The organism is Peribacillus sp. NPDC096447 (assembly GCF_044762725.1).
Classification (GTDB): domain Bacteria; phylum Bacillota; class Bacilli; order Bacillales; family DSM-1321; genus Peribacillus.
In genome coordinates, this window is record NZ_JBIWEV010000001.1 from 1241091 (window position 1) to 1265112 (window position 24022).

General features: G+C 39.1%; 21 protein-coding genes, 1 tRNA gene and 1 riboswitch. Of the genes, 5 read left to right on the top strand and 17 right to left on the bottom strand.

The annotated features are described in order from the left end of the window. Positions 1-40 precede the first annotated feature (40 nt). Positions 41-1675, bottom strand: coding sequence for a glutamate/serine transporter AimA (locus tag ACIQZD_RS06200; RefSeq protein ID WP_402899513.1), 1635 nt, complete (start codon positions 1673-1675; stop codon positions 41-43). 203 nt (positions 1676-1878) lie between these two features. After that, positions 1879-2868 carry a glutaminase gene (locus ACIQZD_RS06205; RefSeq protein ID WP_402899995.1) on the bottom strand — a complete coding sequence of 330 codons (990 nt, stop codon included), beginning with the start codon at positions 2866-2868 and terminating at the stop codon, positions 1879-1881. A 435-nt stretch (positions 2869-3303) separates the two neighbouring features. Here ACIQZD_RS06205 and ACIQZD_RS06210 point away from each other — a divergent pair, with 435 nt between their 5' ends. Both ACIQZD_RS06210 and ACIQZD_RS06215 read left to right on the top strand, forming a co-directional pair. Continuing rightward, on the top strand, positions 3304-4566 hold the full coding sequence (locus ACIQZD_RS06210) for an ATP-binding protein (RefSeq protein ID WP_402899998.1): 1263 nt from the start codon (positions 3304-3306) through the stop codon (positions 4564-4566). A gap of 4 nt (positions 4567-4570) precedes the next feature. Next, positions 4571-5521: a response regulator gene (locus ACIQZD_RS06215; protein ID WP_402899516.1), complete on the top strand. Its 951-nt coding sequence runs from the start codon at positions 4571-4573 to the stop codon at positions 5519-5521. A gap of 80 nt (positions 5522-5601) precedes the next feature. Here ACIQZD_RS06215 and ACIQZD_RS06220 read toward each other — a convergent pair whose 3' ends face one another. The 8 genes from ACIQZD_RS06220 to queG all read right to left on the bottom strand — a co-directional run bounded on the left by ACIQZD_RS06220 (position 5602) and on the right by queG (position 13251). Next, entirely contained in the window at positions 5602-6609 is a 1008-nt protein-coding gene (locus ACIQZD_RS06220) for a FecCD family ABC transporter permease (RefSeq protein ID WP_402899519.1), read from the bottom strand. Beyond that, complete coding sequence (locus ACIQZD_RS06225; protein ID WP_402899522.1) at positions 6606-7616, bottom strand: FecCD family ABC transporter permease; 1011 nt, start codon at positions 7614-7616, stop codon at positions 6606-6608. The genes ACIQZD_RS06220 and ACIQZD_RS06225 overlap by 4 nt, the downstream gene beginning before the upstream one ends. A 66-nt stretch (positions 7617-7682) precedes the next feature. Then, entirely contained in the window at positions 7683-8603 is a 921-nt protein-coding gene (locus ACIQZD_RS06230) for an iron-hydroxamate ABC transporter substrate-binding protein (RefSeq protein ID WP_402899525.1), read from the bottom strand. Continuing rightward, positions 8554-9402 (bottom strand): ABC transporter ATP-binding protein, encoded by an 849-nt coding sequence (locus tag ACIQZD_RS06235; protein ID WP_402899528.1) that lies wholly within the window; start codon positions 9400-9402, stop codon positions 8554-8556. The genes ACIQZD_RS06230 and ACIQZD_RS06235 overlap by 50 nt, the downstream gene beginning before the upstream one ends. Positions 9403-9677: 275 nt before the next feature. Beyond that, positions 9678-10427 (bottom strand): oxygen-insensitive NADPH nitroreductase, encoded by a 750-nt coding sequence (nfsA, locus tag ACIQZD_RS06240; RefSeq protein ID WP_402899531.1) that lies wholly within the window; start codon positions 10425-10427, stop codon positions 9678-9680. 71 nt (positions 10428-10498) lie between these two features. Next, on the bottom strand, positions 10499-10987 hold the full coding sequence (gene trmL, locus ACIQZD_RS06245; protein ID WP_402899534.1) for a tRNA (uridine(34)/cytosine(34)/5-carboxymethylaminomethyluridine(34)-2'-O)-methyltransferase TrmL: 489 nt from the start codon (positions 10985-10987) through the stop codon (positions 10499-10501). A gap of 67 nt (positions 10988-11054) precedes the next feature. Next, complete coding sequence (locus ACIQZD_RS06250; protein WP_402899537.1) at positions 11055-11912, bottom strand: amidase domain-containing protein; 858 nt, start codon at positions 11910-11912, stop codon at positions 11055-11057. A gap of 199 nt (positions 11913-12111) precedes the next feature. Next, positions 12112-13251 carry a tRNA epoxyqueuosine(34) reductase QueG gene (gene queG, locus ACIQZD_RS06255; protein WP_402899539.1) on the bottom strand — a complete coding sequence of 380 codons (1140 nt, stop codon included), beginning with the start codon at positions 13249-13251 and terminating at the stop codon, positions 12112-12114. A gap of 106 nt (positions 13252-13357) precedes the next feature. Here queG and ACIQZD_RS06260 point away from each other — a divergent pair, with 106 nt between their 5' ends. Beyond that, positions 13358-14026, top strand: a complete 669-nt coding sequence (locus ACIQZD_RS06260) for a B3/B4 domain-containing protein (protein WP_402899542.1) — start codon at positions 13358-13360, stop codon at positions 14024-14026. A gap of 792 nt (positions 14027-14818) precedes the next feature. Here the strand turns inward: ACIQZD_RS06260 and ACIQZD_RS06265 are convergent. The 6 genes from ACIQZD_RS06265 to mgtE form a co-directional block, all read right to left on the bottom strand. Beyond that, positions 14819-14892, bottom strand: a tRNA-Gly gene (locus ACIQZD_RS06265). Between the two features lie 192 nt (positions 14893-15084). Continuing rightward, positions 15085-15498: a YbjN domain-containing protein gene (locus ACIQZD_RS06270; protein WP_063235961.1), complete on the bottom strand. Its 414-nt coding sequence runs from the start codon at positions 15496-15498 to the stop codon at positions 15085-15087. Positions 15499-15663: 165 nt separating this feature from the next. Beyond that, positions 15664-16200, bottom strand: coding sequence for a hypothetical protein (locus ACIQZD_RS06275; protein WP_402899546.1), 537 nt, complete (start codon positions 16198-16200; stop codon positions 15664-15666). 89 nt (positions 16201-16289) lie between these two features. After that, positions 16290-16463, bottom strand: coding sequence for a hypothetical protein (locus ACIQZD_RS06280; protein WP_402899549.1), 174 nt, complete (start codon positions 16461-16463; stop codon positions 16290-16292). A 244-nt stretch (positions 16464-16707) separates the two neighbouring features. Beyond that, a complete protein-coding gene (locus ACIQZD_RS06285) occupies positions 16708-17736 on the bottom strand; it encodes an NADP-dependent oxidoreductase (RefSeq protein WP_402899552.1) in 1029 nt (342 codons plus the stop codon). Positions 17737-18073: 337 nt separating this feature from the next. Continuing rightward, positions 18074-19432 (bottom strand): magnesium transporter, encoded by a 1359-nt coding sequence (gene mgtE, locus ACIQZD_RS06290; protein ID WP_402899554.1) that lies wholly within the window; start codon positions 19430-19432, stop codon positions 18074-18076. A 265-nt stretch (positions 19433-19697) separates the two neighbouring features. Further along, positions 19698-19863: riboswitch (M-box (ykoK) riboswitch) on the bottom strand. A gap of 288 nt (positions 19864-20151) precedes the next feature. Between mgtE and ACIQZD_RS06295 the strand changes: the two genes are divergently transcribed. Beyond that, positions 20152-21483: an alpha/beta hydrolase family protein gene (locus ACIQZD_RS06295; protein ID WP_402899558.1), complete on the top strand. Its 1332-nt coding sequence runs from the start codon at positions 20152-20154 to the stop codon at positions 21481-21483. 82 nt (positions 21484-21565) lie between these two features. Beyond that, positions 21566-22348 (top strand): 4'-phosphopantetheinyl transferase family protein, encoded by a 783-nt coding sequence (locus ACIQZD_RS06300; RefSeq protein ID WP_402899563.1) that lies wholly within the window; start codon positions 21566-21568, stop codon positions 22346-22348. A gap of 422 nt (positions 22349-22770) precedes the next feature. Here ACIQZD_RS06300 and ACIQZD_RS06305 read toward each other — a convergent pair whose 3' ends face one another. Beyond that, on the bottom strand, positions 22771-24021 hold the full coding sequence (locus ACIQZD_RS06305; protein WP_402899566.1) for an MFS transporter: 1251 nt from the start codon (positions 24019-24021) through the stop codon (positions 22771-22773). Position 24022 lies beyond the last annotated feature (1 nt).

Consider the following 24022-nt stretch of genomic DNA (forward strand, 5'->3'; position numbering starts at 1 on the left):
AATAGTTAGAGCATGCCAATCAATGAAGTGGCTACACCATTTATACAGCGTCCTTTTTATCAGTTTGAGCTGTAATGTTATTCTTCATCGATCTCAAGTCTTCATTTACTTTTTGCCCTTGTTCCAAATATTCCGTTTGGAACCCACTCTTTATTGCCCAACTATAAAATATTAGTGATAAACATGTAATGATGACCATATCCAAACCAAATGGGATTATGTTTAGTCCACCAAACTTTTCACTGCCTAAGTATGAAATGGTCATCATACAGAGTAAGTAAACAACCATCCAAAGCCCTGCTGAAAAGTTTTGACGGAATCCCTTCCATTTTATTTTTGATTGATAATAGAAATAAACGGGAAGACCAGCCATAATGATAAATAATACTTGACCTGTCAGCGGCCATCTTGCCCAATATAGAACCAAAGAAGCAAAAACAAAGCCCAGCGGTGCAATGATGCTTAATCCTTTTAAACGTAATGGTCTGTACAAGTTCTGACCTGTGCGTCTTAATGTCATAACAGTAACTGGACCTGTAATATAAGAGACTAAAGTCGCAACTGAAATAACCTCTGCCAATACGCCCCAGCCTCTAAACATGAATAAAAATAAGAAAGATACACCCAGATTAAAAAACATGGCTTGACGCGGGATACCATAAAGAGGATGCAGTTTTCCAAACACGCTTGGTAAATATTTATTCTTTTCCATTCCATAAAGCATTCGTGACGTTGTCGCCGTGTATGTTATTCCTGTCCCGGAAGGAGAAATAAAAGCATCTACGTATAGTAAAATAACCAACCAGTTTATGCCTAAAACAATTGCTAAGTCAGCAAACGGTGAATTGAAATTCAAATGTTGCCATCCATTCACAATCATGGACGGATCAACGGCTCCAATAAACGCAACCTGTAATAAAACGTAGATGACCGTTGCAATTAAAATGGAGCCAATTACTGCAAATGGAATCGAACGTCCAGGATTCTTTGCCTCACCTGCCATATTAATTGGACTTTGAAAACCGTTAAATGCAAAGATGATACCAGAAGTTGCTACAGCAGTAAGCACACTTGCCCAACCATTAGGAGCGATACTTCCTGCAGATGTAAAATTGGATGCATGAAACCCGGCAAATAAAAGTGAGCCAATCGTAAGTCCAGGAATAATGACCTTAAAGACTGTAATAAATGAATTAGCTTTCGAAAACAAACTGACTGTCCAGTAATTTAATAAAAAGTAGACGATCAGCAATACAGAGGCAATTGCCAAGCCTCCTCCAGTAAGACTTCCATTTTCTACTAAACCATGTGTCCACTGTGCCCATTCCCATGGCCATGAGCTCATATATTGAACAGAAGCAATCGCTTCAACTGGAATTACGGAAACGATTGCAATCCAGTTTGCCCAGCCTGCAATAAACCCTAAAAAAGAACCATGAGAGTACTGCGTGTATTTTACCATTCCCCCAGCTTCAGGAAACATAGACCCTAATTCACTGTAAGATAGTGCGATAAATAAAATAACAACCATCCCGATAATCCAAGAGATAATGGCAGCGGGTCCTGCAATCTGTGCCGCTCTCCAAGCTCCGAATAACCAACCTGAACCAATAATTGACCCGAGTCCTACCATCATTAACGAAAATGTTCCCATCTTTCGCTGCATATTATTCATATATTTTTCACCATTCTTTCCAAAATTATTTTACGTTTAAAAGTAACTGGATTAATGATTTGTGCTAGTGCGTCCAATTACATCTTAAAGTAATTGCTGCATTTACATCACCTCTTGTAAAAGTTTGAAAATTGATGAGGAAATCTTAAGGATGTCCCCTTATTGCTTCTATTAATTACACCGGAACCAAATTTTTCTGCATTTCAGAAAATGCTTAAATCCCATTCTTGTGCCATTTGTTTCAATAACAAACTACCTGCTACGCTATTCCCATATTCATCGATGGCTGGTCCATAAATACCAATGCCACATCCATCTTGAAAAGGCATTCCGCTTCTGGCACTTGGAGGAACTAGTGCCATAATCCCGCCAGATACTCCACTTTTGGCTGGCACCCCAATAAAAGCCGCAAATTTCCCCGAAGCATTGTACATACCGCAAGTAAGCATTAATGCTTTAGCCAGCTTAGCCACTTTTTTTGGGATTACTTGTTCTTTACGAACGGGATGGTAACCATCTTGAGCAAGAATCAGTCCAAGCAGGGCTATGTCTTCTGTGGTTACTTCTATGGAACATTGCATGAGGTAAACCTCTAAAGCTTCCTCTACTTCCGATTCCAAATAATTCGTCTCTTTTAAATAGTGAGCTAAAGCTCTATTTCTATGAGAGGTTTGCCACTCGGATTGATACACTTCCTCATTGATTGCCGGGCGCTTCCCTAACAAATTTTCAAATAGCACATAGAGAAATTCCAATTTCTTTTGTGAAGAATCCCCTGGGAGAAGCGAAGCTACGGTAATCGCCCCAGCATTTATCATAGGATTAAACGGCTTTCCCGGCTTATGCATTTCTAAACGAATAATTGAATTGAAAGCATCCCCAGTCGGTTCCACATCGACCCTATCTAACACATAAGAAATGCCGCGACCCAAACATGCGGCTATGAAGCTAAGCACTTTTGAAATACTTTGCAGCGTGAAAGGAACTTCCCAATCTCCTGACTTGATCATTGTTCCACCCGGCTCCAGTATGGTAATGCCCAATTGCGATAAAGGTGCATTTCTCAATGCCGGTATATAATTAGCGGTTTGTCCTTCAATAGCATAGGACCTGTAATGTGCTACCCATTCATCTAAGTCGGATTTTCTTTGACTATTAACGTGAATGTCATACTCTTTCGACAATTCTTCAATCACATTCTTCCACCTCTTAAGTTGTTGTATCATTATATTTTCTATATGAACGTTTTACCGAATGCCATCAAGCTTACATGTAATAGATTCGATGAAAAAATAATGAATATTCTAAAAATTGTTAAGCGCTTTCAAAAATTTCTATCTACCGTTAATTTTAAATCGGGAACTACATAATCATACGAAAACCTACAAAATCTAAAAAATAAAATCCACTAAAAAAACGTGATCATCTCACATGTCCCGTTACCATTTTTTGTGGATAGAAAAAAAGATTAGTTTTGCCATAATTGATTATAAGCCGTTCAATTCAGGAACAAAGTAAGCGTTGTATTGAAGCCGATGAAACTGTATACTGATTTTTTAAACAAATTAGGAGGTGACGACTTGTATCTCAGTACGTTAATGAAAAAAGAGGTCTATGTCCTTGCTTTGATGTTGTTAACTGTGCCATTAGCAGGCGAATTGAGTTTTTATCCTTTCAATGAAACGTTTCGAGTAAGTTTTGGTGTGCCTGCATTTTTCTTCTTTTTACTATTATTACAAAAAACACCTGCCATATTTTCGGGCATCTTGACAGGAACAATGGTTGTGGTATTTCGCATTCTAATCGACTTTTTCATGCAGGATAATTTCTCCTGGATTTCTGCTTTTCACGCTCATTATCCTAGTTTTTTCTTTTATTTTACCTATTCCGTTCTATTTTATTTTGCGAAAATCAACCGCTTTCAAAACAGATCTTTGATTATTGGATTTATTGGTCTCATTATCGAAATATTGTCCGACTCCGTAGAATTAATCTTTCAATATATTGTATTAGATACAACGATTACGTTTGGTTCACTAAATGAGATGATCGTGATCGCATTCGGCCACAGTTTTATCGTTTTGAGCTTTTTTAATATGATGAAACTTTATGAAGCACAATCAAGGGAGAGGCAAATCAGAAAACAAAATGAACATATGCTGATGCTCATTTCCAATTTATATGAGGAAACGATTCATTTAAAAAAAACATTAAAAAATGCAGAGAATATTACAAAGGAATCGTATGATTTGTATCGCGAATTAAAAGCACTGGAAAAACGGGAAAATCAACCACTTGTTCTTACACAGCAATATAGTCAAAAAGCATTGCGCATCGCTGGTGAAATGCATGAAGTCAAGAAAGATAATCAACGAATTTTTGCTGGTCTCTCCAAATTGATCTCCAATGAGAGTTTTAAAGATTATATGAATGCTGTTGAACTTTTTCATTTAATTATCCGAATTAATGAAAAATATGCCTTATCATTAGGAAAGGATATTCAATTTGAATACTCATTAGAGGGAAACAACGATTCACATTATCATGTATATACCGTATTATCTCTTTTAAATAATTTAGTCGCCAATGCAGTCGAAGCAATTAAAGAAAAGGGAATCATTAGTTTAAATTTGTGTGAGCTTTATGATAATTTAGAATTTAAAGTTGCTGATAATGGACCTGGGATCCCTCAAAAATATCAGAACGTTATATTCAAACCTGGATTCACATCAAAATATGATCAGTTCGGGACACCTTCAACAGGGATTGGACTCTCATATGTTAAAGAAGTCGTGAAAGAACTGGGGGGGGATATCCTGTTTGAGAATAGTTTTAATGGCGCTGTTTTTTCAATAAAGTTACCAATCCAGAAGTTGATTCAGAAAGGGTGATTCCATGCGTTTTTTTATAACAGATGATGATTGTGCCATACGTTCAAACTTAAGCCAAATTATAGAGAACGAAGATTTAGGAGAAGTGGTGGAGGAAGCGGAAGATGGCAGTCTATTAGAAGGACATATTTTGAATTTAAAACAAATTGATATATTATTTATTGATTTATTAATGCCCATCCGGGATGGCATTGAGACACTTCGTCATATAAAAAGTACATTTAACGGGAAAATAATAATGATTTCGCAGGTTGAATCCAAGGAGTTGATTGGTGAGGCATACTCGCTCGGAATCGATTATTATATTAGTAAACCAATCAATCGTATTGAAATACTAACAGTCATTCGAAAAGTTATGGAACGCATTCATTTAGAAAGATCGATCACTAATATCCAAGCCTCCTTAAATAGTGTATTGAATTTTGAGCAGCCAAAAGTTGTTGATAAATCAAATAATTTTAATGAAAAAAGTATAAGGGAGGTGGGTGAATTCCTTTTATCGGAATTAGGGATCGTGGGAGAAAATGGGGCAAAAGATTTAATCGAAATGCTTCAATATTTATTTATGTATGAACGGACTTTTACTTTTGGACAGCATTTCCCTACCCTTAAAGAGATCTTTGTAGAAATCACCAAAAAAAAGCTCGGAACATCAGCTTTGCCGGTTGATATCAATCGGGAAATAAAAGCTGCCGAACAGAGAATACGCAGAACGATCAACCATTCGTTAAATCATTTTGCTTCGCTCGGTTTAACGGATTTTTCGAATCCGAAGTTTGAAAATTACGCTTCTAAATTTTTTGATTTCACAGTCGTTCGCCAAAAGATGAAAGAACTGCAAAATGATTCAAAAATAGTTCTTACACCTACCCGGGTAAATACAAAAAAGTTTATTCAAGTATTTTATTTCGAAGCGAAACGATTGAATCCTGATGAAATAATTAGATATAGATAATACATGATTTAAAACAAATAATTACGGAAGGACTCAAAAAACATAAAATCCCCTGAATGATTTCAAGGGATTTTAACAACTTATTTTTTCAACAATAAATACATGAAATAAGGTGCACCGATCAATGCAACCATGATACCTGCAGGAATCCCCTCGGGTTCAACTATATTACGGCCTATCGTATCGGCAAGCAGCAATAGCCATCCACCGATTAAAATGGCAACCGGAATGAATAGTTGATTTCGAGGTCCTACCAAAGATTTAGCTATATGCGGGGACATGAGTCCAATGAATGCAATTCCGCCTGTAACAGAAACGGCAGCCGCGGCCAGTGCTACAGCTGTGATTAGCAATACGATCCGCTCTTTTTCAATCGATACACCGACCCCGATTGCGACCGGTTCACTTAAACCAAGCAGATTCAAACGATTTGCTTTATATAAAGTGAATGGAATGAGGATGATTAACCATGGAAGAACTGCCCAAATGAAGGGCCAATCCGTGCCCCATATATTTCCCGCTAACCATTTTGCGATGAAATCGACTTTTGCTCGTTCCGCTGATGAAATGAGGACAATCATCAGGCCTGAAAGTGCCATTGAAAAACCAACGCCAATCAACACTAACCGAACGGGTTCAAGGCCACTCCTTCGCTTAAATGAGAGGGTATATATTATACAGGCCGTCAATAACGCTCCGATAAAACCGACAAGCGGGATCATATAAACAAACGAACCTGCATCAATTGGGAAAAACAGAAAGAAAGCGGCAATGGCAACACCTGCTCCTGAGTTGATCCCGATGATTCCGGGATCGGCTAAATCATTACGTGTGATTCCTTGCAAAATGGCTCCCGACAGTGCAAGGGCCATGCCTGCTAAAAGGGTGATGATGATTCGCGGTAACCTGACGGAAAATAATATGAATTCCTCTTTAAACGTCCCTTGCCCGAAAAGCGTTGGAATCAGTCGCCCTAAAGAAAGATTGGAATATCCCGAACACGTCCCTATAATGATCGTAATGATGATTAGTGCAGTTAATGCACCTATTATCCATCGCTGTTTTTTGACTAATGCTGACTGGATCATGAAAATGCTTTACCTCCTTTACGCACGATTAGGAGGAAGAAAGGTAAACCAATCATCGCAACAACCGCTACCACAGGTGTTTCATATGGAGAATTGATGGTACGGCCGATCGTATCGGCAAGCAGCATGAAAGTGGCTCCCAAAATCGCAGACATAGGAAGGATGAATCGATAATCCGTACCCACGATAGCCCGAACAATATGGGGGACCATTAACCCGATGAACACCATATTTCCAACAAGCGCAACGGCAGCACCTGCCAGGAGAATGATAACTACGAAAAGAAACGCCTTTATTTGTGTTGTCTTTTGCCCTAAGCCTACCGCCACTTCTTCACTTAAGCTAAGTATTGTGAGCTGTCTGGAAAAGATAAGGGAGATCAGGATTCCTATTATAATGAACGGGACGATTACGCGAAGCTGCTCCCATGAAGTTCCAATATTCCCGCCAGCTGTCCACATCGATACATCTTTTGATACCTTGAAATAAATGCCGACCCCTTGCGAAACGGCAAATAGGAATGCAGAGACTGCAGCACCAGCCAATACGATCCTTAATGGTGAAAATCCTCCCTTTTTGATCGCACCGATTCCGAAGACCATGGTTGCCCCGACAGCGGAACCTATAAAACACGCAATCATGATCCCTAAATTATTGGCATTTGGAATAAATGCCAAAGTAATGGCGAGACCTGCATTGGCTCCTGCCGTCAATCCAAGCAACCCCGGATCGGCAAGTGGATTCCTGGTCATTCCCTGCATGATGGCACCAGAAACGGCAAGCGCTGCACCCACGAAGATTGCACCCACTTCACGAGGGAAACGGATTTCCCGGATGATTGAAAGCTTTTCACCGACAGCATTTGATGTCAGTGCTTGCCAGACATCTTTTACAGTAACATCCGCTGCACCAAATGCCATTGAAAGAATGAACATGCCTATAAATACAGCAATCCCTATGATCAGTTTATATATAAATGGGATGAAACGTTGATTTTCTTTAGTCATCTGTCTCTCTCATCTCTTTTTTATAGAATAAAAGGAGAGGAATTTGAATCCCTCTCCCTCGCTGTATTATTTTCCAAGAAAACTTTTGGAAAAGAAGTCTAATTGATAATCTAATGTTATTGGGTCATTGAAGTAGAATTCTTTCGCATTCACTTCAAATAGTTTATTGTTTTTAACAGCAGGAATGTTTTTATACGTATCAGTTTGTTGGAATGAATTGTCCTCGTCTTTATTATTACTCAAAATAACATAATCACCAGCATAGTCTGCCAGGACTTCTAAAGATAAAGCAAAGTAACCATCTTTCAACGCTGCTTCTTTTACTTTTTCAGGCATGGCCAACTTCATTTCCTGATAAAGGATTTCCGTTCCACGACCCCAATTATCTCCAAATACATAGAACTGTTTGTCAAACTTTTCGAATACGGAAACGGTTGTATCTTCACCAATTTTGGCTTTAATGTCTTCACCGGTTGTTTTTGCCCGTTTTTTGAAATCATCCACCCAAGCTTGGGCTTCTTTTTCTTTATTCAAAAGCTTGCCAATTTCTACGTGCTGTGTTAAATAGTCCACTTTTCCGTATGTATACGTTACGGTCGGAGCAATCTCACTTAATTTATCAACATTTTTAATCGTTGATAAACCAATGATTAAATCCGGATCCAACTCGATGATCTTTTCCAGGTCTTCGTCCGTCACTTCTTCGACATCTTTTAATTCCTTAAAGTTCGGGTTCATTTTAGACCATGAATCGACACCTACAAGGTTAACATCCAAAGCCATTACGTTACCTGCGAAAGTAGATAGTACTAAAACACGCTGAGGATCTGCCGGAACTTCAACAGGACCATTTTCAGATTGATATGTGATGGTACCTGATTTTTCCTTTTTGGAAGCCGAGCTTTTTTCTTTTTCGGCTGACTCGTTACCGCAAGCGCTAATAATTAACACTAACAGCAGTATAAACGGGATAATTATCTTTTTCATTTTGTGTCAAATCTCCTTTTAGTAAATTGTATGTGCTGCACATTGGTTTGTTCGTTCGTTGATCTCGTCCGATTACCGCATCAATATGGAATACTTCCTTAAGCACTTCATGAGTGATGACTTCTTCGCAATCTCCTGATTTGACTATTTCCCCGTCCTTTAAGGCAATGATATAGTCGGCAAAGCGAGCAGCTTGGTTTAAATCATGAAGAACCATGACAATTGTACGTCCCTGTTTTACATTCAGCCTTTGTAATAATTCTAGAACCTCCAGCTGATGAGCCATATCCAAATAGGTAGTCGGCTCATCAAGGAAGATGATTTCCGTTTCCTGGGCAAGGGCCATCGCAATCCAAACACGCTGGCGCTGACCTCCTGATAGAGCATCCACCGGACGGAACTTGAAGTCTTTCGTGCCGGTCACTTCAAGTGCCCAATCAATCACATCATAGTCTTTTTGGGTCAGGCGCCCAAAACCTTTTTGATAGGGAAAGCGCCCATATGATACGAGCTCCCCAACCGTCAAACCGCTTGCACTCTCGGGTGTCTGCGGAAGTATGGCCATTTTTCTTGCAAGGATCTTAGTGCTTTCTTTTGAAATATTCACCCCATCTAAAACAACCGTACCTGATTGATTTGGAATGATTCTGGTGATCGCTTTCAAAAGTGTCGATTTCCCACATCCATTTGAACCGATGATCGTCGTGATTTTTTTATCTGGAATTTCCACACTGAGATCTTTTACAATTAAACGTTCACCATAACCAATATTCAAATCCTCTGTATATAGGCGAACCATTTTTCAACCTCCATTTACTGAAAAATAGGTAAGTAAACACTCAAATGAAAATGATTATCATTATCCACTACTTAATTACTATAATTCTATCTAAATATATTGTCAATGGTAATTTCATGGGCATATAAGAAGAAATCCTGACTGGATTTTTTGGGCCGGTCCGTATTACCGAATGACAAATGAACACAGTAAAGATCCCGGAAATGTTTCCGGGATCTTTACTGCTAGGTCCATACTCAGGACTTTGGAAGATGTCCCTTATGGGAAGCGCACAATCAATGTTTCTTAAATCCTTGCTTCTCAACATAATCTTTCATGTACAACCTGCTTTTCTTTCCAAGCATTCCAGCCATTTGCTCGGTCCAGGTGTCTTTTCGTTTACCTTCAGTCCGACGCTCGTAATAACTGGAAATCGTTTCATTATACTCTTCAAGTTGTCCGATGAACTCTTGCTTATCCTCCTGATATCCATTTTCATGATAGATATTGGACAGCGGCAAACGCGGCTTTTTATCCGAACGGTTTTTCGGATATCCGACCACTAGAGCGAATAATGGTATAACGCGATGCGGTATATTCAATATCGCTGACACTTCTGGGAGATTATTGCGGATCCCGCCTATATAGCAAATGCCAAGATCCATCGATTCTGCTGCCAATGCCGCATTTTGAGCCGCAAGAGCAGCGTCAATACAAGCAACCATGAATTTCTCCGTACTTTCAATTGATTCGGACAGGTCCGTGTTTTCCATTTCGGAAACCATATCCTGACGATATAAATCGGCGCAAAAGACGAATAGATGTCCATTCTTCTCTACATATGCTTGTGGTCCGGCAAGTTCAGCAAGCTTGGCTTTCTTTTCCGGATCGGTTACCCCTATGATTGAATACGCTTGAATATAACTTGAAGTCGATGCAGCTTGGGCACATTCAACAATCGTATCGATTTGCTCCTCAGACAACAGCTTGTCCTCAAAAGAACGTATGGAACGGTGATCTAAAATCTTCTCAATAATGTTATTCAATGCTCCCACCCCTAAAGAATATGTATCCATCATCGGGGCTGAAATACCCCCGATGACAGTATTGATGAAACTCAATCTTTTGTTTTTAAATCCAAATCACGGTAATTTTGCTGTCTAAGTGCTTCATAAACCAAGATGGCAGCCGTGTTCGACAGATTAAGTGAACGTACTTTATCCGTCATTGGAATCCGCAGGCACCGATCCATATTTTCTTGGATCACCTCTTTCGGGAGACCCGTCGTTTCACGGCCAAAAATGAAGTATATCTCACTGTCCTGATCACTGTAATCGAAGCTGGAATGTGGCTGCTCCCCGAATTTCGTCAAGTAATAAAATTCACCGCCGGCATTTCTTTCATAAAACTCTTCTAACGAATCATAATAATGGATCTTTACATTCTCCCAGTAATCGAGCCCGGCCCGTTTGAGCTGTTTGTCATCCGTCGAGAAACCGAGCGGGCGAATGAGATGTAAAGACGTATCCGTCCCTGCACACGTTCTTGCGATATTTCCTGTATTTGCTGGAATCTGTGGTTGATATAAAACTACATGTATTGACACTTCATTTTCACCTCTAGTTTGAACTTCACCTTAATTATAGCATTAAACAAAAAAGACTAAAAACCAATCACCCTCCATTCAAAATCACAAAGAATTTATAAACGATGTTCGGTGTGTATCTGGTTGAATCCTCATATGTCCAATACCGGTGTCGGCTGTTCATCGTATGTGCATTCACTAGCGGCATCCCGTCCTGATCCTTCGCCGTTACGATCAAGTTATGATCAAACCGTCCGTCCCCTTCGAAATCTATGCAGAGGATATCTCCCAAATTCAATTCCTTGGCCGACTCGACCTGCTTTGTCCTGATGGCATTCCCGGCTTTAAGCAGATGATATAAAGAATGTGCCGTCGTCCATGTATAACTCCAGCTTTTCCCTCTTATCCACCAGCCCTTACTTTTGTTTGGGGCCCCCCACATCGGTATTCCTCCTGCATGTAAACATTGTGAAATGAAATTCGTACAATCATCAGTGAATTTATGATAAGCCGGATTGAATTCGTTCCACCAACGCTCGGCATATTGGACAGCCTTCATCCGATCATATTTATATGCGAGACGATCTGCGCCTGGATCACATTTTGACGGTGCCTCTTCGGTTTCAAAGCTGGGAATCAGCTCACGTTCATCCACCATATACCCATTTCGAAACCGCGCCTCCCTTTCTTCCATTTCTTCTTCTATATAAAATGAATCCTCCTGTTTCAATAAATATTGCAGGTGCACGTGATATGTCAGGACTGTATCATTATCTTCCCTTCTCTTTGATTGTACCTTGCCTGCCGCATTCACCCGAACAATTTCCGCAGCACGGTTCCTCATCATTTCCTTCTTCAAATGTAACTTCCTTTCACCCCGTTGCAGATCATCGGAAGTATAGAACTCCACTCTTTCTTGTAAAAGGCGTTTCAATTGTTCCCTCAAGTTCATGCCCTCCTTCTTACCATCTATGCTAATGTGTATGTATGAGGGCATGGACAAAAACACAATTTCATAAAATGTGGGAGTTTCAACTTTATAAATATAATGATACTTTTTAAAAAGGTTTCCTTGAAGGTAACGGAATATTTTAAGCCAAAAAAGCCGCCCCGTTAATATTTACCGGGCGGCTGCATTTTAAATATTATTTTGTTTCCAAGGTAAACTGCAGTCCTTTCTCAATTTCCGCCAATACCTCATCATCCGTTTCCTTCATTCGTGCTTCTTCCAATGCGAAAACAGCCTGCTTCCGGCCAATTTTCCCAACTGCCCAGGCCGCCGTCCCCCTGATGACAGGCCGCGGATCATCCTTCATGACCTGTATCAATTGAGGCAATGCCGTTTCATCTTTGAAGTGGGCCAATGCTAAAATGGCATTTCGTTGGATTGGTTTTTTACCGCGCCAAGAGCCAGATACATGGCCGTATGTCTCTTTGAAGTCCCGATTTGAAATCGTAAGCAGGGGTTTCAACAGCGGTTTCGCCAGCTCCGGGTCGGGTTCCATCTCTTCATGAAAATGAAAATCCATTCCTTTATTTTTCGGACAAACGGTCTGGCATGTATCACACCCATACAAACGATTGCCTATTTTCGTTCTGAATTCATCCGGAAGGAAACCTTTTGTCTGCGTTAAGAACGCAATGCAACGCTTGGAATTTAGCTGCCCGCCCTGAACGAGCGCACCAGTCGGGCAAACATCGACACATTTATTGCATGTCCCGCATTGATCTTCCATCGGTTGATCCGGTTCAAATGGCAGGTTGGTTATCATGTCTCCCAAGTATACATAAGACCCGAATTCCGGTGTGATGATCATACTGTTTTTTGCACTCCAGCCAATACCTGCACGCTCAGCCACTGCCCTATCTGATAATTCGCCCGTATCAACCATGGATTTCATCATTGCCCCTGGCACTTTATCTTTAATGAAATCCTCAAGTAACTGTAATTTATTACGAAGAACGGTATGATAATCCGTTCCCCAAGACGCCCGGCAAAAGATTCCCCGGCGCTCACTTTTTGTACTTTGCGGAGCATCCTTCAATTTCGAAGGATAAGCAAGCGCAATCGAAATGATGGATTGCGGTTTATCGAATATCAATTCAGGCCTTACCCTTTTTTCTATATCGGCTTCTTCAAACCCTGACTGATAATCCAGCTCCTGTTGACGTATCAACCGACCTTTCAATTCGGTAAAGGCCGTGGCCGATGTAAAGCCGATTTTATCGATGCCGATTTCCTTACTATATAAAATCACTTCTTGCTTGAATTTGTTCATATCCATATTAATCACCTACGTTCATTCAGTATTCCCATTGAAAGCTTGAATCTTTTTCAAACCATTGCTATCTATGATAAACTAATTGCAATCATTTTTGGAGGTGAAACGGTTGGAAATTAACGTATCAGCTAATCTTAGCAGTAAAATCCCTCAATTCAAAGTTGGGATCATTACATATGAAAACATCGAAGTAGCTCCCTCCCCGCAAATGGTGAAAGGAAGACTTCAACTATTTCAGGAAGCTCTTTTCTTCGACCTTGAAGAAAAGGAATTGACCGACTTTTCCGGCATTAAAGTGTGGCGGGAGATTTTCAAGGCTACTGGAACAAATCCGTCACGGTACCGCCCCTCCGTGGAAGCCCTTTACCGTCGAGTAAAAAAACAGAATTACTTGACACCCATCCATTCCGCCATCGATTTAAATAACTTCTTCTCGCTGTTATATGAAGTCCCGATCGGCATTTATGATGCGGAAAAATTATCAGGGGACATCTCGATTAAGATCGGCGAGGCGTCAGATGGTTATGAAGGTTTGAACGGCCGCTTGAATTCCATGGAGAATATGATTACATCTGCCGATCATGTAGGCGCATTTGGAAGCCCTTACGTTGATGCAGAACGCACGAAAGTCACCGAAGAAACGAAAAAAGCCATCCAAATCATTTATTTACAACCCGATACTCCAATCACGGAAGCAGATCAGCTGACGAAATCCCTGATGGACATGTTCCTTGAAATCCATGGTGGTGAAGGGACTTACTCGATTGTAGAAGGATAATTAAAAATTGAACGGAAATAAACCCTTTCCACAATCGGAAGGGGTCTTTTTATGATTTTTCCAATTAATAAAACCAGTGCGCTAGTATCCTTTTATTCAACCGATCGATCTATACCCTGAAAAAAGGCAATAAAAATCACTGGAATTTAAGAGCATAAAGGATTGCCTAGTCTTAAACTTGGTTCGGATGAGTCCAGCCTACGGTTTTTTCTTAGAATTACATTCCAGTTGATTTCAGAAATCCTCTCCCTTTCCGCGGACTGTCTGCCGAGCCTCCTCGGCTCAAGCGCTGTGGGATCTCGGCTAGCCGGTTATTCGGCAGGAGTGTCACAAATTCCTTCCATTCATTAAGGATTACAGTAAAAAAACATAAAGAGCGAGATTGCCTACAATTTTTTTCTAATAAAACGTTTCAGCTGATTTCAGCCGGAGCACTTTTGTTTCAACCTACACCTCACTATTCGGACTCCCAATCCCTTTTTGTCGCTAAACAGACTTCGACTTGCCAGATTGGACAAAAAAAAGCACAAACTTAGTCAAACTGATTCTACTAACGTAGTTAATCACATTGACTAAGTTTGTGCTGAATCGAAATCCCCACTCTCCAGGATGGAGGTAATAAAAAATAAAAACTCGGTTTTCGGGCATAACATACTGTATTACCGCTTAGATAAAATGCAGGCTATTTGGACAATAAAAAAATCCCACTGTAAACAGTAGAATTCTTGTAATAATATTAAAACGCAAAGCTTCGTTCTCCAGGTAACGAAACCCTACGTTATGAGTATGTATTGGAGCGGGTGAAGGGAATCGAACCCTCATCATCAGCTTGGAAGGCTGAGGTTTTACCACTAAACTACACCCGCATATTCTTGTAGAAGTTTGTCGAATTACCAATCAACAAAATTAATTATATAGTTTAATGTGAAAAAATGCAATAGTTCTTTTAAAAAAAATTAATAATTACCGTATTGTAACGTTAATATATTCACTCACTCTAGTAAAAATGTTAAAAAGTCCCCTGATTCAGAGAACTTTTTCATCCTATATATGATGATTTAAGACCAAATGACTTCCATTAACCGCGGATAAACCTGCTGTGCCGTTTCAAGCAGCATGATTAACTTCCTGAACGCCAGATCCGGTACGATATCCCCCTCAATGGAGTATGAATACCGAATGGAAATGGTCCCATTTTCCTCATACAGCTTAGAATACCTAAAATTAGCATTATATTCATTCAACAGTGTATGTACATCCTGTTTCTTTTCAGGATTCTTCAACTCGGCGACATTAAAGCAAAATAAGTCCGCCACATTTTCATCTTGATTGAAAGCAAATACTAAAAGGACCTTCCACCCGTCCTTTAACTTTTGCTCAGCCCTAAAAAAGGTGGTGCCATCTTCATTCAACTCATTCATATAGATTTTCTCACTAGTTAAAAAATCACGAAATTTAGCAACGTTTGACATGGTTCATCACCTTTCTCTTTGTAATTACATTTTATAATGAAAACTGGCATTTTTACAAACTTTTCTATAATTCTTCCAATTTCATCCTATTAATAAGGGCGAAGAATCACTCATTTAAAGAAAAGGATTCAAATATGAACTCCCATAAGAGGATCAATAGATTGATTAGCTAGTTGCTTCTCCGCAAAACTGAAGCGCATCTTGTAGGTCCAAAATTTCCTGGCGGATTTTTGAGTATCCTTCAATTTCAGGCACTTCTTTATTCGTAAGTGATCGACTTTTATCGGCCGCTATCGCCATGGTTTCGAAAACATACAGCAACTGAGCAAGCTCCCGCTCTGAAAGGACTGGCCGTTTAGAGGATTTTAAGCTGGCATTTAGATAATACCCCAACTGTTCTATCGAAAATATAACGGGCCAAAGAGATTCCAATCTCGCCTTGTTTTTGAATATCTCACCAAGGGATGCATTGTAGACGGTTAAGAGGCCACCACTCAATGGGGCCAGGCTTTGGTCAACGGGCATACCTGTCGCAAGCGCAAAGCTCAAGACGAAGAATACCCCCGAAGGACCGGTAATCTTTAATGCACCAATTATAAAAAAAACACTGGCCCCGATGATACCCATCATTATGGCTGTCCCCAAATGGTATGGAGCCAAAAGCGTCCCTAAAACAACAGATAAAGCAAGACCCACCATCACAAAGAAAATCTTTTTAGCTCTTTGGTGATACGGTTGGTTAAAAACGTATAAATAAGTGAAACCTCCTATCCCTGCAAGTAAACCGTACGCTAAATTTCCGAATAATAAGCCAATGAAACAGGTAGTGCAGCAGCTATACCTGCACTTAGTGCTTTTATCCAAGGAAATGGATTCTTTTTTATTTCAAAAACCTGTTTAAATGTCGTATGTATCGTATCCAATTTCAGAGATTCGGAAGAGGACCTATGCTTATTTTCACTCATTTTAAATTTATCCTTTCATTAAAGATTCCATTACCTCTGTAGTGAAAGCTATGTCTGATGAAGTGACTTCCAATAATTAATATCCTTCATATGGATCAAAAGATACCACTAAAGGTAATGAAGGATCATATTTTAACTTGAAAGGAAAACGGCCTTTCCCCGATTGAAAATCGAAAGGCCGCTTTGTCATAAGCTGCTTAAAAATCCCAACAAAGGACCTTCCTCAGCTTTATTTCCAGAAAACTTATAGTTGAGCGAATTCAGGTTCCGCAACTTTTACAAGCTGTTTACCGAGGTTCGTTCCTTTAAACAAACCTAAAAATGCATCAGGCGTGTTTTCGAACCCTTCAATAATCGTTTCTTCATACTTCAGCTTTCCTTCTTGAAGCCACTTACCTAAATCCGTAGCACCCTCTTGGAATCTAGTGGCATAATTTCCAACTGTGAAACCTTTCATTAGTGCACTCGTTTTGATCATCGCCGATTGCAGACGCGGTCCTAGATCTTTTCCTTCTGCGTTATACGAGGAAATCGCTCCGCATAATGGTATTCGGGCATTCGCATTCAAAAGTGTGAAAACAGCATCGGACACCTCGCCGCCCACATTATCGAAATAAACATCGACTCCATCGGGAACAGCATTGGCTAAATCTGCGGCAAAGCTATCACTTTTATAATTTACGGCTCCATCAAATCCGAGCTCTTTCGTTAAATACTCAAGTTTTTCATCTGAACCAGCGATGCCAACAACCTTCGCACCTTTAATCTTAGCAATTTGTCCGACTACTGAACCAACTGCTCCAGCCGCTCCTGAAACGACTACCGTTTCACCTTCTTGAGGTTTACCGATATCAAGCAAACCAAAGTAAGCAGTTAAGCCGGTCATTCCAAGAATCCCTAAATGAGTTGTGACCGGAGCCACCTTGGGATCAATCACGCGGATTTCCTTTTCGGTGACAACTGTGTATTCTGCCCAGTCGATATTCCCAACAACGACATCCCCTTGTTTGAAGGAATTCGATTTGGACTCAACAACTTCAGCAACAACGCCGCCCGTGATGACCTTATTCAATTCAAATGGAGCAATATATGATTTGGTATCTTGCATTCTGCCACGCATGTATGGATCGACAGATAAATATAGTGTACGTACTAAAATCTCATTATCCTTTGGTGTGGGAACTTCACTCTCAACAAAGTTGAAATCCCCTTTCGAAGGCATACCTTTTGGACGATTTGCCAGGGTGATTATTTGTTGTTTAGTTTGTGTCATCATTGTTCCTCCTTGGTTTGAATACGTAATTTCGAAAAGAAGCGTATCACTGATGAAGTTCATAGGTCAAAGAATATGGTTGGCTATTGCTTCCATAACACTCTTTATGTAGCCTTTCCTGAAAACCCCAAACTTGCTACAGCCTATTATGTCCCATATTTTTCATTTCAATATACGGTTCACTCCCAAAAAAATTTAACGGCCTTTCCCCGATTGGATACCGAGAAAAGGCCGCAGCTTAAAACTCTATTTTTATTGTTTGCTTGGCAGATGATCAAGCTCCGCACAATCCCGATTTAAAACATCAGCCTGGACAGTACTTGGTTTAATGGATAGTCTACATCAATTTTGAAATAAACATCGTGGCAATTCCAAAGTAAATAAGTAACGAGAGTATATCATTTAGTGTTGTAATTAGCGGACCAGAAGCAACTGCAGGATCGATGTTGAATTTATATAATATCAAAGGAATAATGGTCCCGGCTAAAGTCCCGATAACTAGGGTCATCACTAACGAACTTCCAACCACTAATCCCAGAACCGGATTTCCCTGCCAAACATAAGCTATGATGGAAATCAATATTCCACAGGTAATGCCTATTATCAATCCAACTTTCAATTCCCGTATAATAAGTCTGGTCACGACTCCTTTATCCGTATCACTAGTGATTAGGCCTCTTACAACAACAGCTAAAGATTGAGTACCTGTATTTCCAGTCATCCCTGCGATCATCGGCATAAAGAAGGCAAGTGCAACAACTTTGGACAATGTTTCTTCAAAACCGCTTATAATGGTTCCAGACACTAATCCGATAAATAAAAGTAAAATAAGCCAGGGAAGCCGACGATATGCGGCCACGTGCGCCTTCGTATCAAAGTCTATAGCTTTACCGGATGCCGATAATTTTTCAATATCTTCATTCGCTTCCTTAATGACAACATCAATGATATCATCGACGGTTACAATTCCTAATAACTCATTATTTTTTTCAACTACAGGAATTGCTAAAAAATCATATCGCTCAATAACACGAGCTACCTCTTCTTGGTCTTCATAAGCAGAAACGGAGATAACCCGGCTATACATAATATCTTGAATTTTTTCAGATTCATCATTTATTATTAAATCCCGATATGAGACAACACCTACTAATTTTTTATCATTATCTATTACATAAAGATAATTGATCGTTTCCGAAAACTCCGCAAAGATTTTCAGTTTTTCAACTGATTCACGAACCGTATAATGTTGGGGGATCCAGACAAAACGGTTTGTCATTATTCGCCCTGCCGTTTCAGGGGGATAATTCATGATATTTTGAACGATTTTTGATTCTTCTTGTTTCATGCCTGAAAGAAGTTCTTCAATTTTTCCAGGGGATAGGTCCTCTAACAATGAAGCTAGATCATCATTATCCATTAGATCCATTACATGACCGGATTTCTCTATTCCTAATTTACTAAGGATTTTTAATTGATGCACTTTCTCAACTTCTTGAATCAGTTCAGCGATTTGTTCTGAATCAAGTAACAACAAGAAACGTGTATGGTGTTTTTCTGGCAGCCCCTCAAAAATCCGCGCAATGTCATATGGTTGGAGTTCTTCTAATATTGCTAGAAATTCATTCTTTTTTCCTTCTTTTAACACTTTTATGATTTGTAAAGTCATTTGATCTTCCGTCAGGACTTTTATCATTTCGTCACTCACTCCTTTTTAGGGGAGCCAAAAAATATTTCCCTTAAATATTAAGAGTAAAAAAAATATTTATTCCCCTTCCAAAATCTTGTTTTCATTCACGTGTATGTCGTCGTGAATAGTTATCCAAATTCCTCTCCCCCAGGAAAAAATAAAAAAACCTCCATTACAAATGAAGGTGCTAAATACGGTATATATGCGTACATTGTCTGGATGACAAATACAAACAGTCGTATAAGACTGAATGACAAATACAAGCATAAATCCAGTTCCTCCATTCGTAGAGCTTTAGCACTGTGTGGCATAGGACAAAGCCAGCTACATTAAAAACCACCTTATGTCGATGGTTTCTGTTGACCCATTGGCGTCTTTCGACATTTTTGGGCAGTAGCGTATCTCCTACACAGGAGCCTCACCTAACGAGGATATTTAATTTACACATCCACTCTAAAAGAGTTTCTTTTAGATGTCAATGTTTGATTCAAATAATTCTAATTTTGAAATGATTTCACGATCTTTAATGAAAACAACACCCACTTTTGCTCTCCCGATGATTGAATGTCCCTTCGATATTTTTTTTTCGTCCCTCTTCACTAAAAAACGGAAAAACAAATGCAACCGCAAGGGAAAATATTGGTATTTCATATTAAAGCTTACTTATAATGAAGATAGATATCCAATCACTGAGTCTAATTATGTTAAGAAAGGAACTTGCTCAAATGAAAAGACTTTTGTCGATTATATGTATTATCATAAGTGCTGCTGTATTAATGGTAGGTTGCAGAACCAAGGACGAGGTACAGGTGGAAGAGAAATCGAAGGAAGTGAGCTCATTGAATGCTATTGAAGGCAGGTGGGAGGGAGATATTAAGATCCCAAATCAACCGCTTCCAATCATTGTTCATTTTACGAAGAAAGATGGAACGATAAGTATTCCTGTACAAGGGTTGAACGAATTCCCCTTAACAAGTATAAGGTTAAGTGAATCAGACTTGTTTTTTGATATGAAAATCCAAAATCAGCAAATTACGTTTGATGGGAAAGTAAATCAGGAAAAGATTTCAGGAACATTTGTTCAAAAAGGGCAAGCCTTCCCCTTTGAATTGCTCAAGAAATCCGATCAGGCAGTTGAAGAAAAAGAATCAGGTGAAATCGTGCAGGCCGACTTAAAGAATGGAACCATTAAAGGCCTTTTAGAAACACCAAAACATGAAGGGCCATTTCCTGTGATGATTATAATTGCGGGTTCCGGACCGACCGATAAAGATGGTAACACCATTGCAAATCCCGGAAAAAATAATAGTTTGAAAATGTTAGCCGAAAGTCTTGCAGAAAAAGGGATTGCAAGCATCAGGTATGATAAGCGCGGAATTGGTGAAAATATGCAATTGGCAGGAAAAGAAGAGGACCTGAGATTTGAACAGTATATTGATGATGCAGCTGCTTGGGTCCAATTTGCCAAAAAGGATGGCCGTTTTTCCAAGGTCGGCATCATCGGCCATAGCGAAGGCTCTTTAATTGGAATGGCAGCTGCAAAGAAAACAGAAACAGACATATTCATTTCATTGGCGGGTGCAGGCGAACCTATTGACCAAGTACTCATCAAACAGCTTGAAGAGCAGCTTACACCATCGTTATTAACGGAATCCAAAGATATACTGGCAAAGCTAAAACAAGGAAAACAAGTCGAGACTGTCAGTGCTGATCTGCAAAGTGTATTCCGCCCCTCTGTTCAACCTTACATGATTTCTTGGATTGGATATAACCCGCTAGAATCAGTAAAGGAACTGAATATCCCTGTTCTAATCGTAAACGGCGATAGAGACATTCAAGTGCCTGCAACTAACGCAAAAGCGTTACATAAGGAAAAAAGCGATTCTGAATTACTTATACTCGAAAAGATGAATCATGTATTGAAAGAAGCCCCTGCAGATCGAGCGGGAAATCTAGCAACCTATACAAATCCTGAACTACCATTATCCCCTGGATTGGTGAGTGGAATCATTGAATTTTTAAACAAAAATGACATCACCAGTAAAAATACCAATTGAAATTTTTGTCTCCCCCGGGTGTGCAAAGATCACTCAAATGATTCTCGTGCCTACAATATTGGGGTGAATAAGGAGATCAAAATTGAAGATTATCGCTTTAAAATTACCAATTAATTTGAATGAAAATACTTATGAAGAAATGCTCAATTTGTGTCCTGGACAAAGACAATTAAGCATACAAAAATTACAAAAGATAAAGGATAAATACCGTTCTTTATTTGGGGAGCTATTAGCTAAGTGGTTCATAAGTGACAGGTTAAAAGAACCGTTTCAAAATATCCAATTTGTTTTAGATAAAAATGGGAAACCCAATCTAGCAGGAGGAAGAATTCACTTTAATATTTCCCATTCAGGTGATTGGGTTGTTGTTGGCATTCATAATGATCCCATAGGCGTTGATATAGAGGAAGTCAAAGATTTCAACATCTTTGAAATTGCCAAAAGTACTTTTAGCAGTGAAGAATTAAGGTATTTAATTAAATCACCCAAAGCTAAACAAATCGAAATTTTCTTTAAAATGTGGACACTGAAGGAAAGCTGGTTAAAATGTATTGGTTCAGGTTTTTTGGTTTCCCCAAATACTTTTTCAATCTTGAATAAAAGGAATCGATATAGTTTAGAACTACCAACTGAGGAATTTCCAAAGCTAAAAACACTAGGTTTAAAAATTGGAAATACGTCTAACTATCGTTTTAAGTTGTATCATCTTGGCCCTGGGTATCCCATAAGTGTTTGTATTAATAACAGAAAAGAAAATCATTTAGAATTCCCTGATAATATCGAAATTATAGAATTGAATAGTTTAATGAATGAGTTGAGAAGTTTTAAAGCGTCGTTCATGATTTTCCCTGAAGTAGAGAAATGAGGCACTTTACCATGGAGAACCAACGGGAAGCCATATTTGTTTTCAACTTCTTCAATTGTTTTCCCCCCCTATTTTACGAACCAAGTGGTTCGCTGGCACCAGTTGATCTCGCTGAATGGAACTATATTTAGAAAGCATCCTCATCACCTCAATTTTATTAATTGTATTTTAAAACAATGAAGACTTTAGGCAATTCTATTTTAATGGTAAAACAAAGTTGAGTGGAACGTGAAGTGCTGACTCCTGCGGGAAAAGAGAGTCCAGGGGAGACCTCGCAGGCGCGAAGGCGCAGAGGGCGGATTGCCCGCCGAAAGCGAGTGCCTGGAGTGGAAATCAATGTACAGACCGTAAAAAAAATGTAGACAAACTCGAATTTCTTCGAGTTTGTCTACATTCTGAAGGCAGAATATTTCTGCCTTTTTTTATATTTTCTCCGATATACTCTGTCCAACTTTTGAATTATAAGCTAATATACTTTTTTGAAAGAGCATGAAAAATAAGAATGCGCTTATTAAGGAAGAAAAAGCAGCGACCAGAAAAGCTCCCTCATGCCGAATTAATGGTACAAATGCTAGTAATTGTGGAGCAAATATTCGACTTATTGAATATCGTATATTTGCCGCAGCAAAGTACTGTGCTTTTTGGTTAGCAGGCGCAATACCAGCAATGTAAGAATCCTGTGTACTAACAACAAGTAATTCAGCTACTGTAAGGATTAAGACTCCTATAAAAAAACCTATATAGTTTGGAGAAATACCAAAGATGACCATGGAGAAAGCATACAATATACTGGAACCGACAAACCCAAAACGGGTGCTATACTTTGAAGAAAGTCTAGCCGCCATACTGCCTAAAATAATTACCAAAATCCCATTCGTCATTAACAGTGAAGCATAGTTTTGAGAAGCATTAATTGTAAAACCGAATATTGATGTACTTTCAGTTAAACGATCTAGTAAAGTTGACGGAAGCAATATTTCTAACTGCATGAAAGCTTGAGCTGCAAATACACTGGCAACAACAAAAATTAAAAGACGTTTATCTTTTCCTATAAGCACTACTGCTTTTGTAAACTTACCATTTGCATTTATTCTTTCTTCATTACTTAATTTTCTATTAACCTGAAATTCCGGAGTTTTCCATAGTGATATATATACTAAAGTCAGAACAGATACTAAGGATGTTCCGATAAACCAAATAGGCATGGAATCAAATATAAAACTTCCTATAAGTGGACCAAGCGTCACCGCAACATTAAATATCTGGTAGGTGAATACATAAGCTTTTTTTTGTTCCTTTTCATCGAGCCAATCAGATATATAAGCTCTTCCTGCAGGTATATATGAAGAATAAGCTATACTCATTAAACCGAAGCTACCAAACACCATTATATTGCTTCCAGCTATTCTTCCAATGATAAATAATATAGTCGCAACCAGAAAACCTATACTTGAAGATATCATCATAGGTTTTCTTCCTATCCTATCTGCAAAGATCCCACCCCAAATACCTGATATTACACCCAATACTGAAATTATGGCTAAACCAAAAGATGCTAGGTAAGGGTTCCAGGCATCGTTTAAATATAAAACAATAAATGGAAATAACATATAAAATAAAGTGTTTTGAATACCCTCAGCAAAAAATCTCCAACGCATATGATTTTTTTTCATA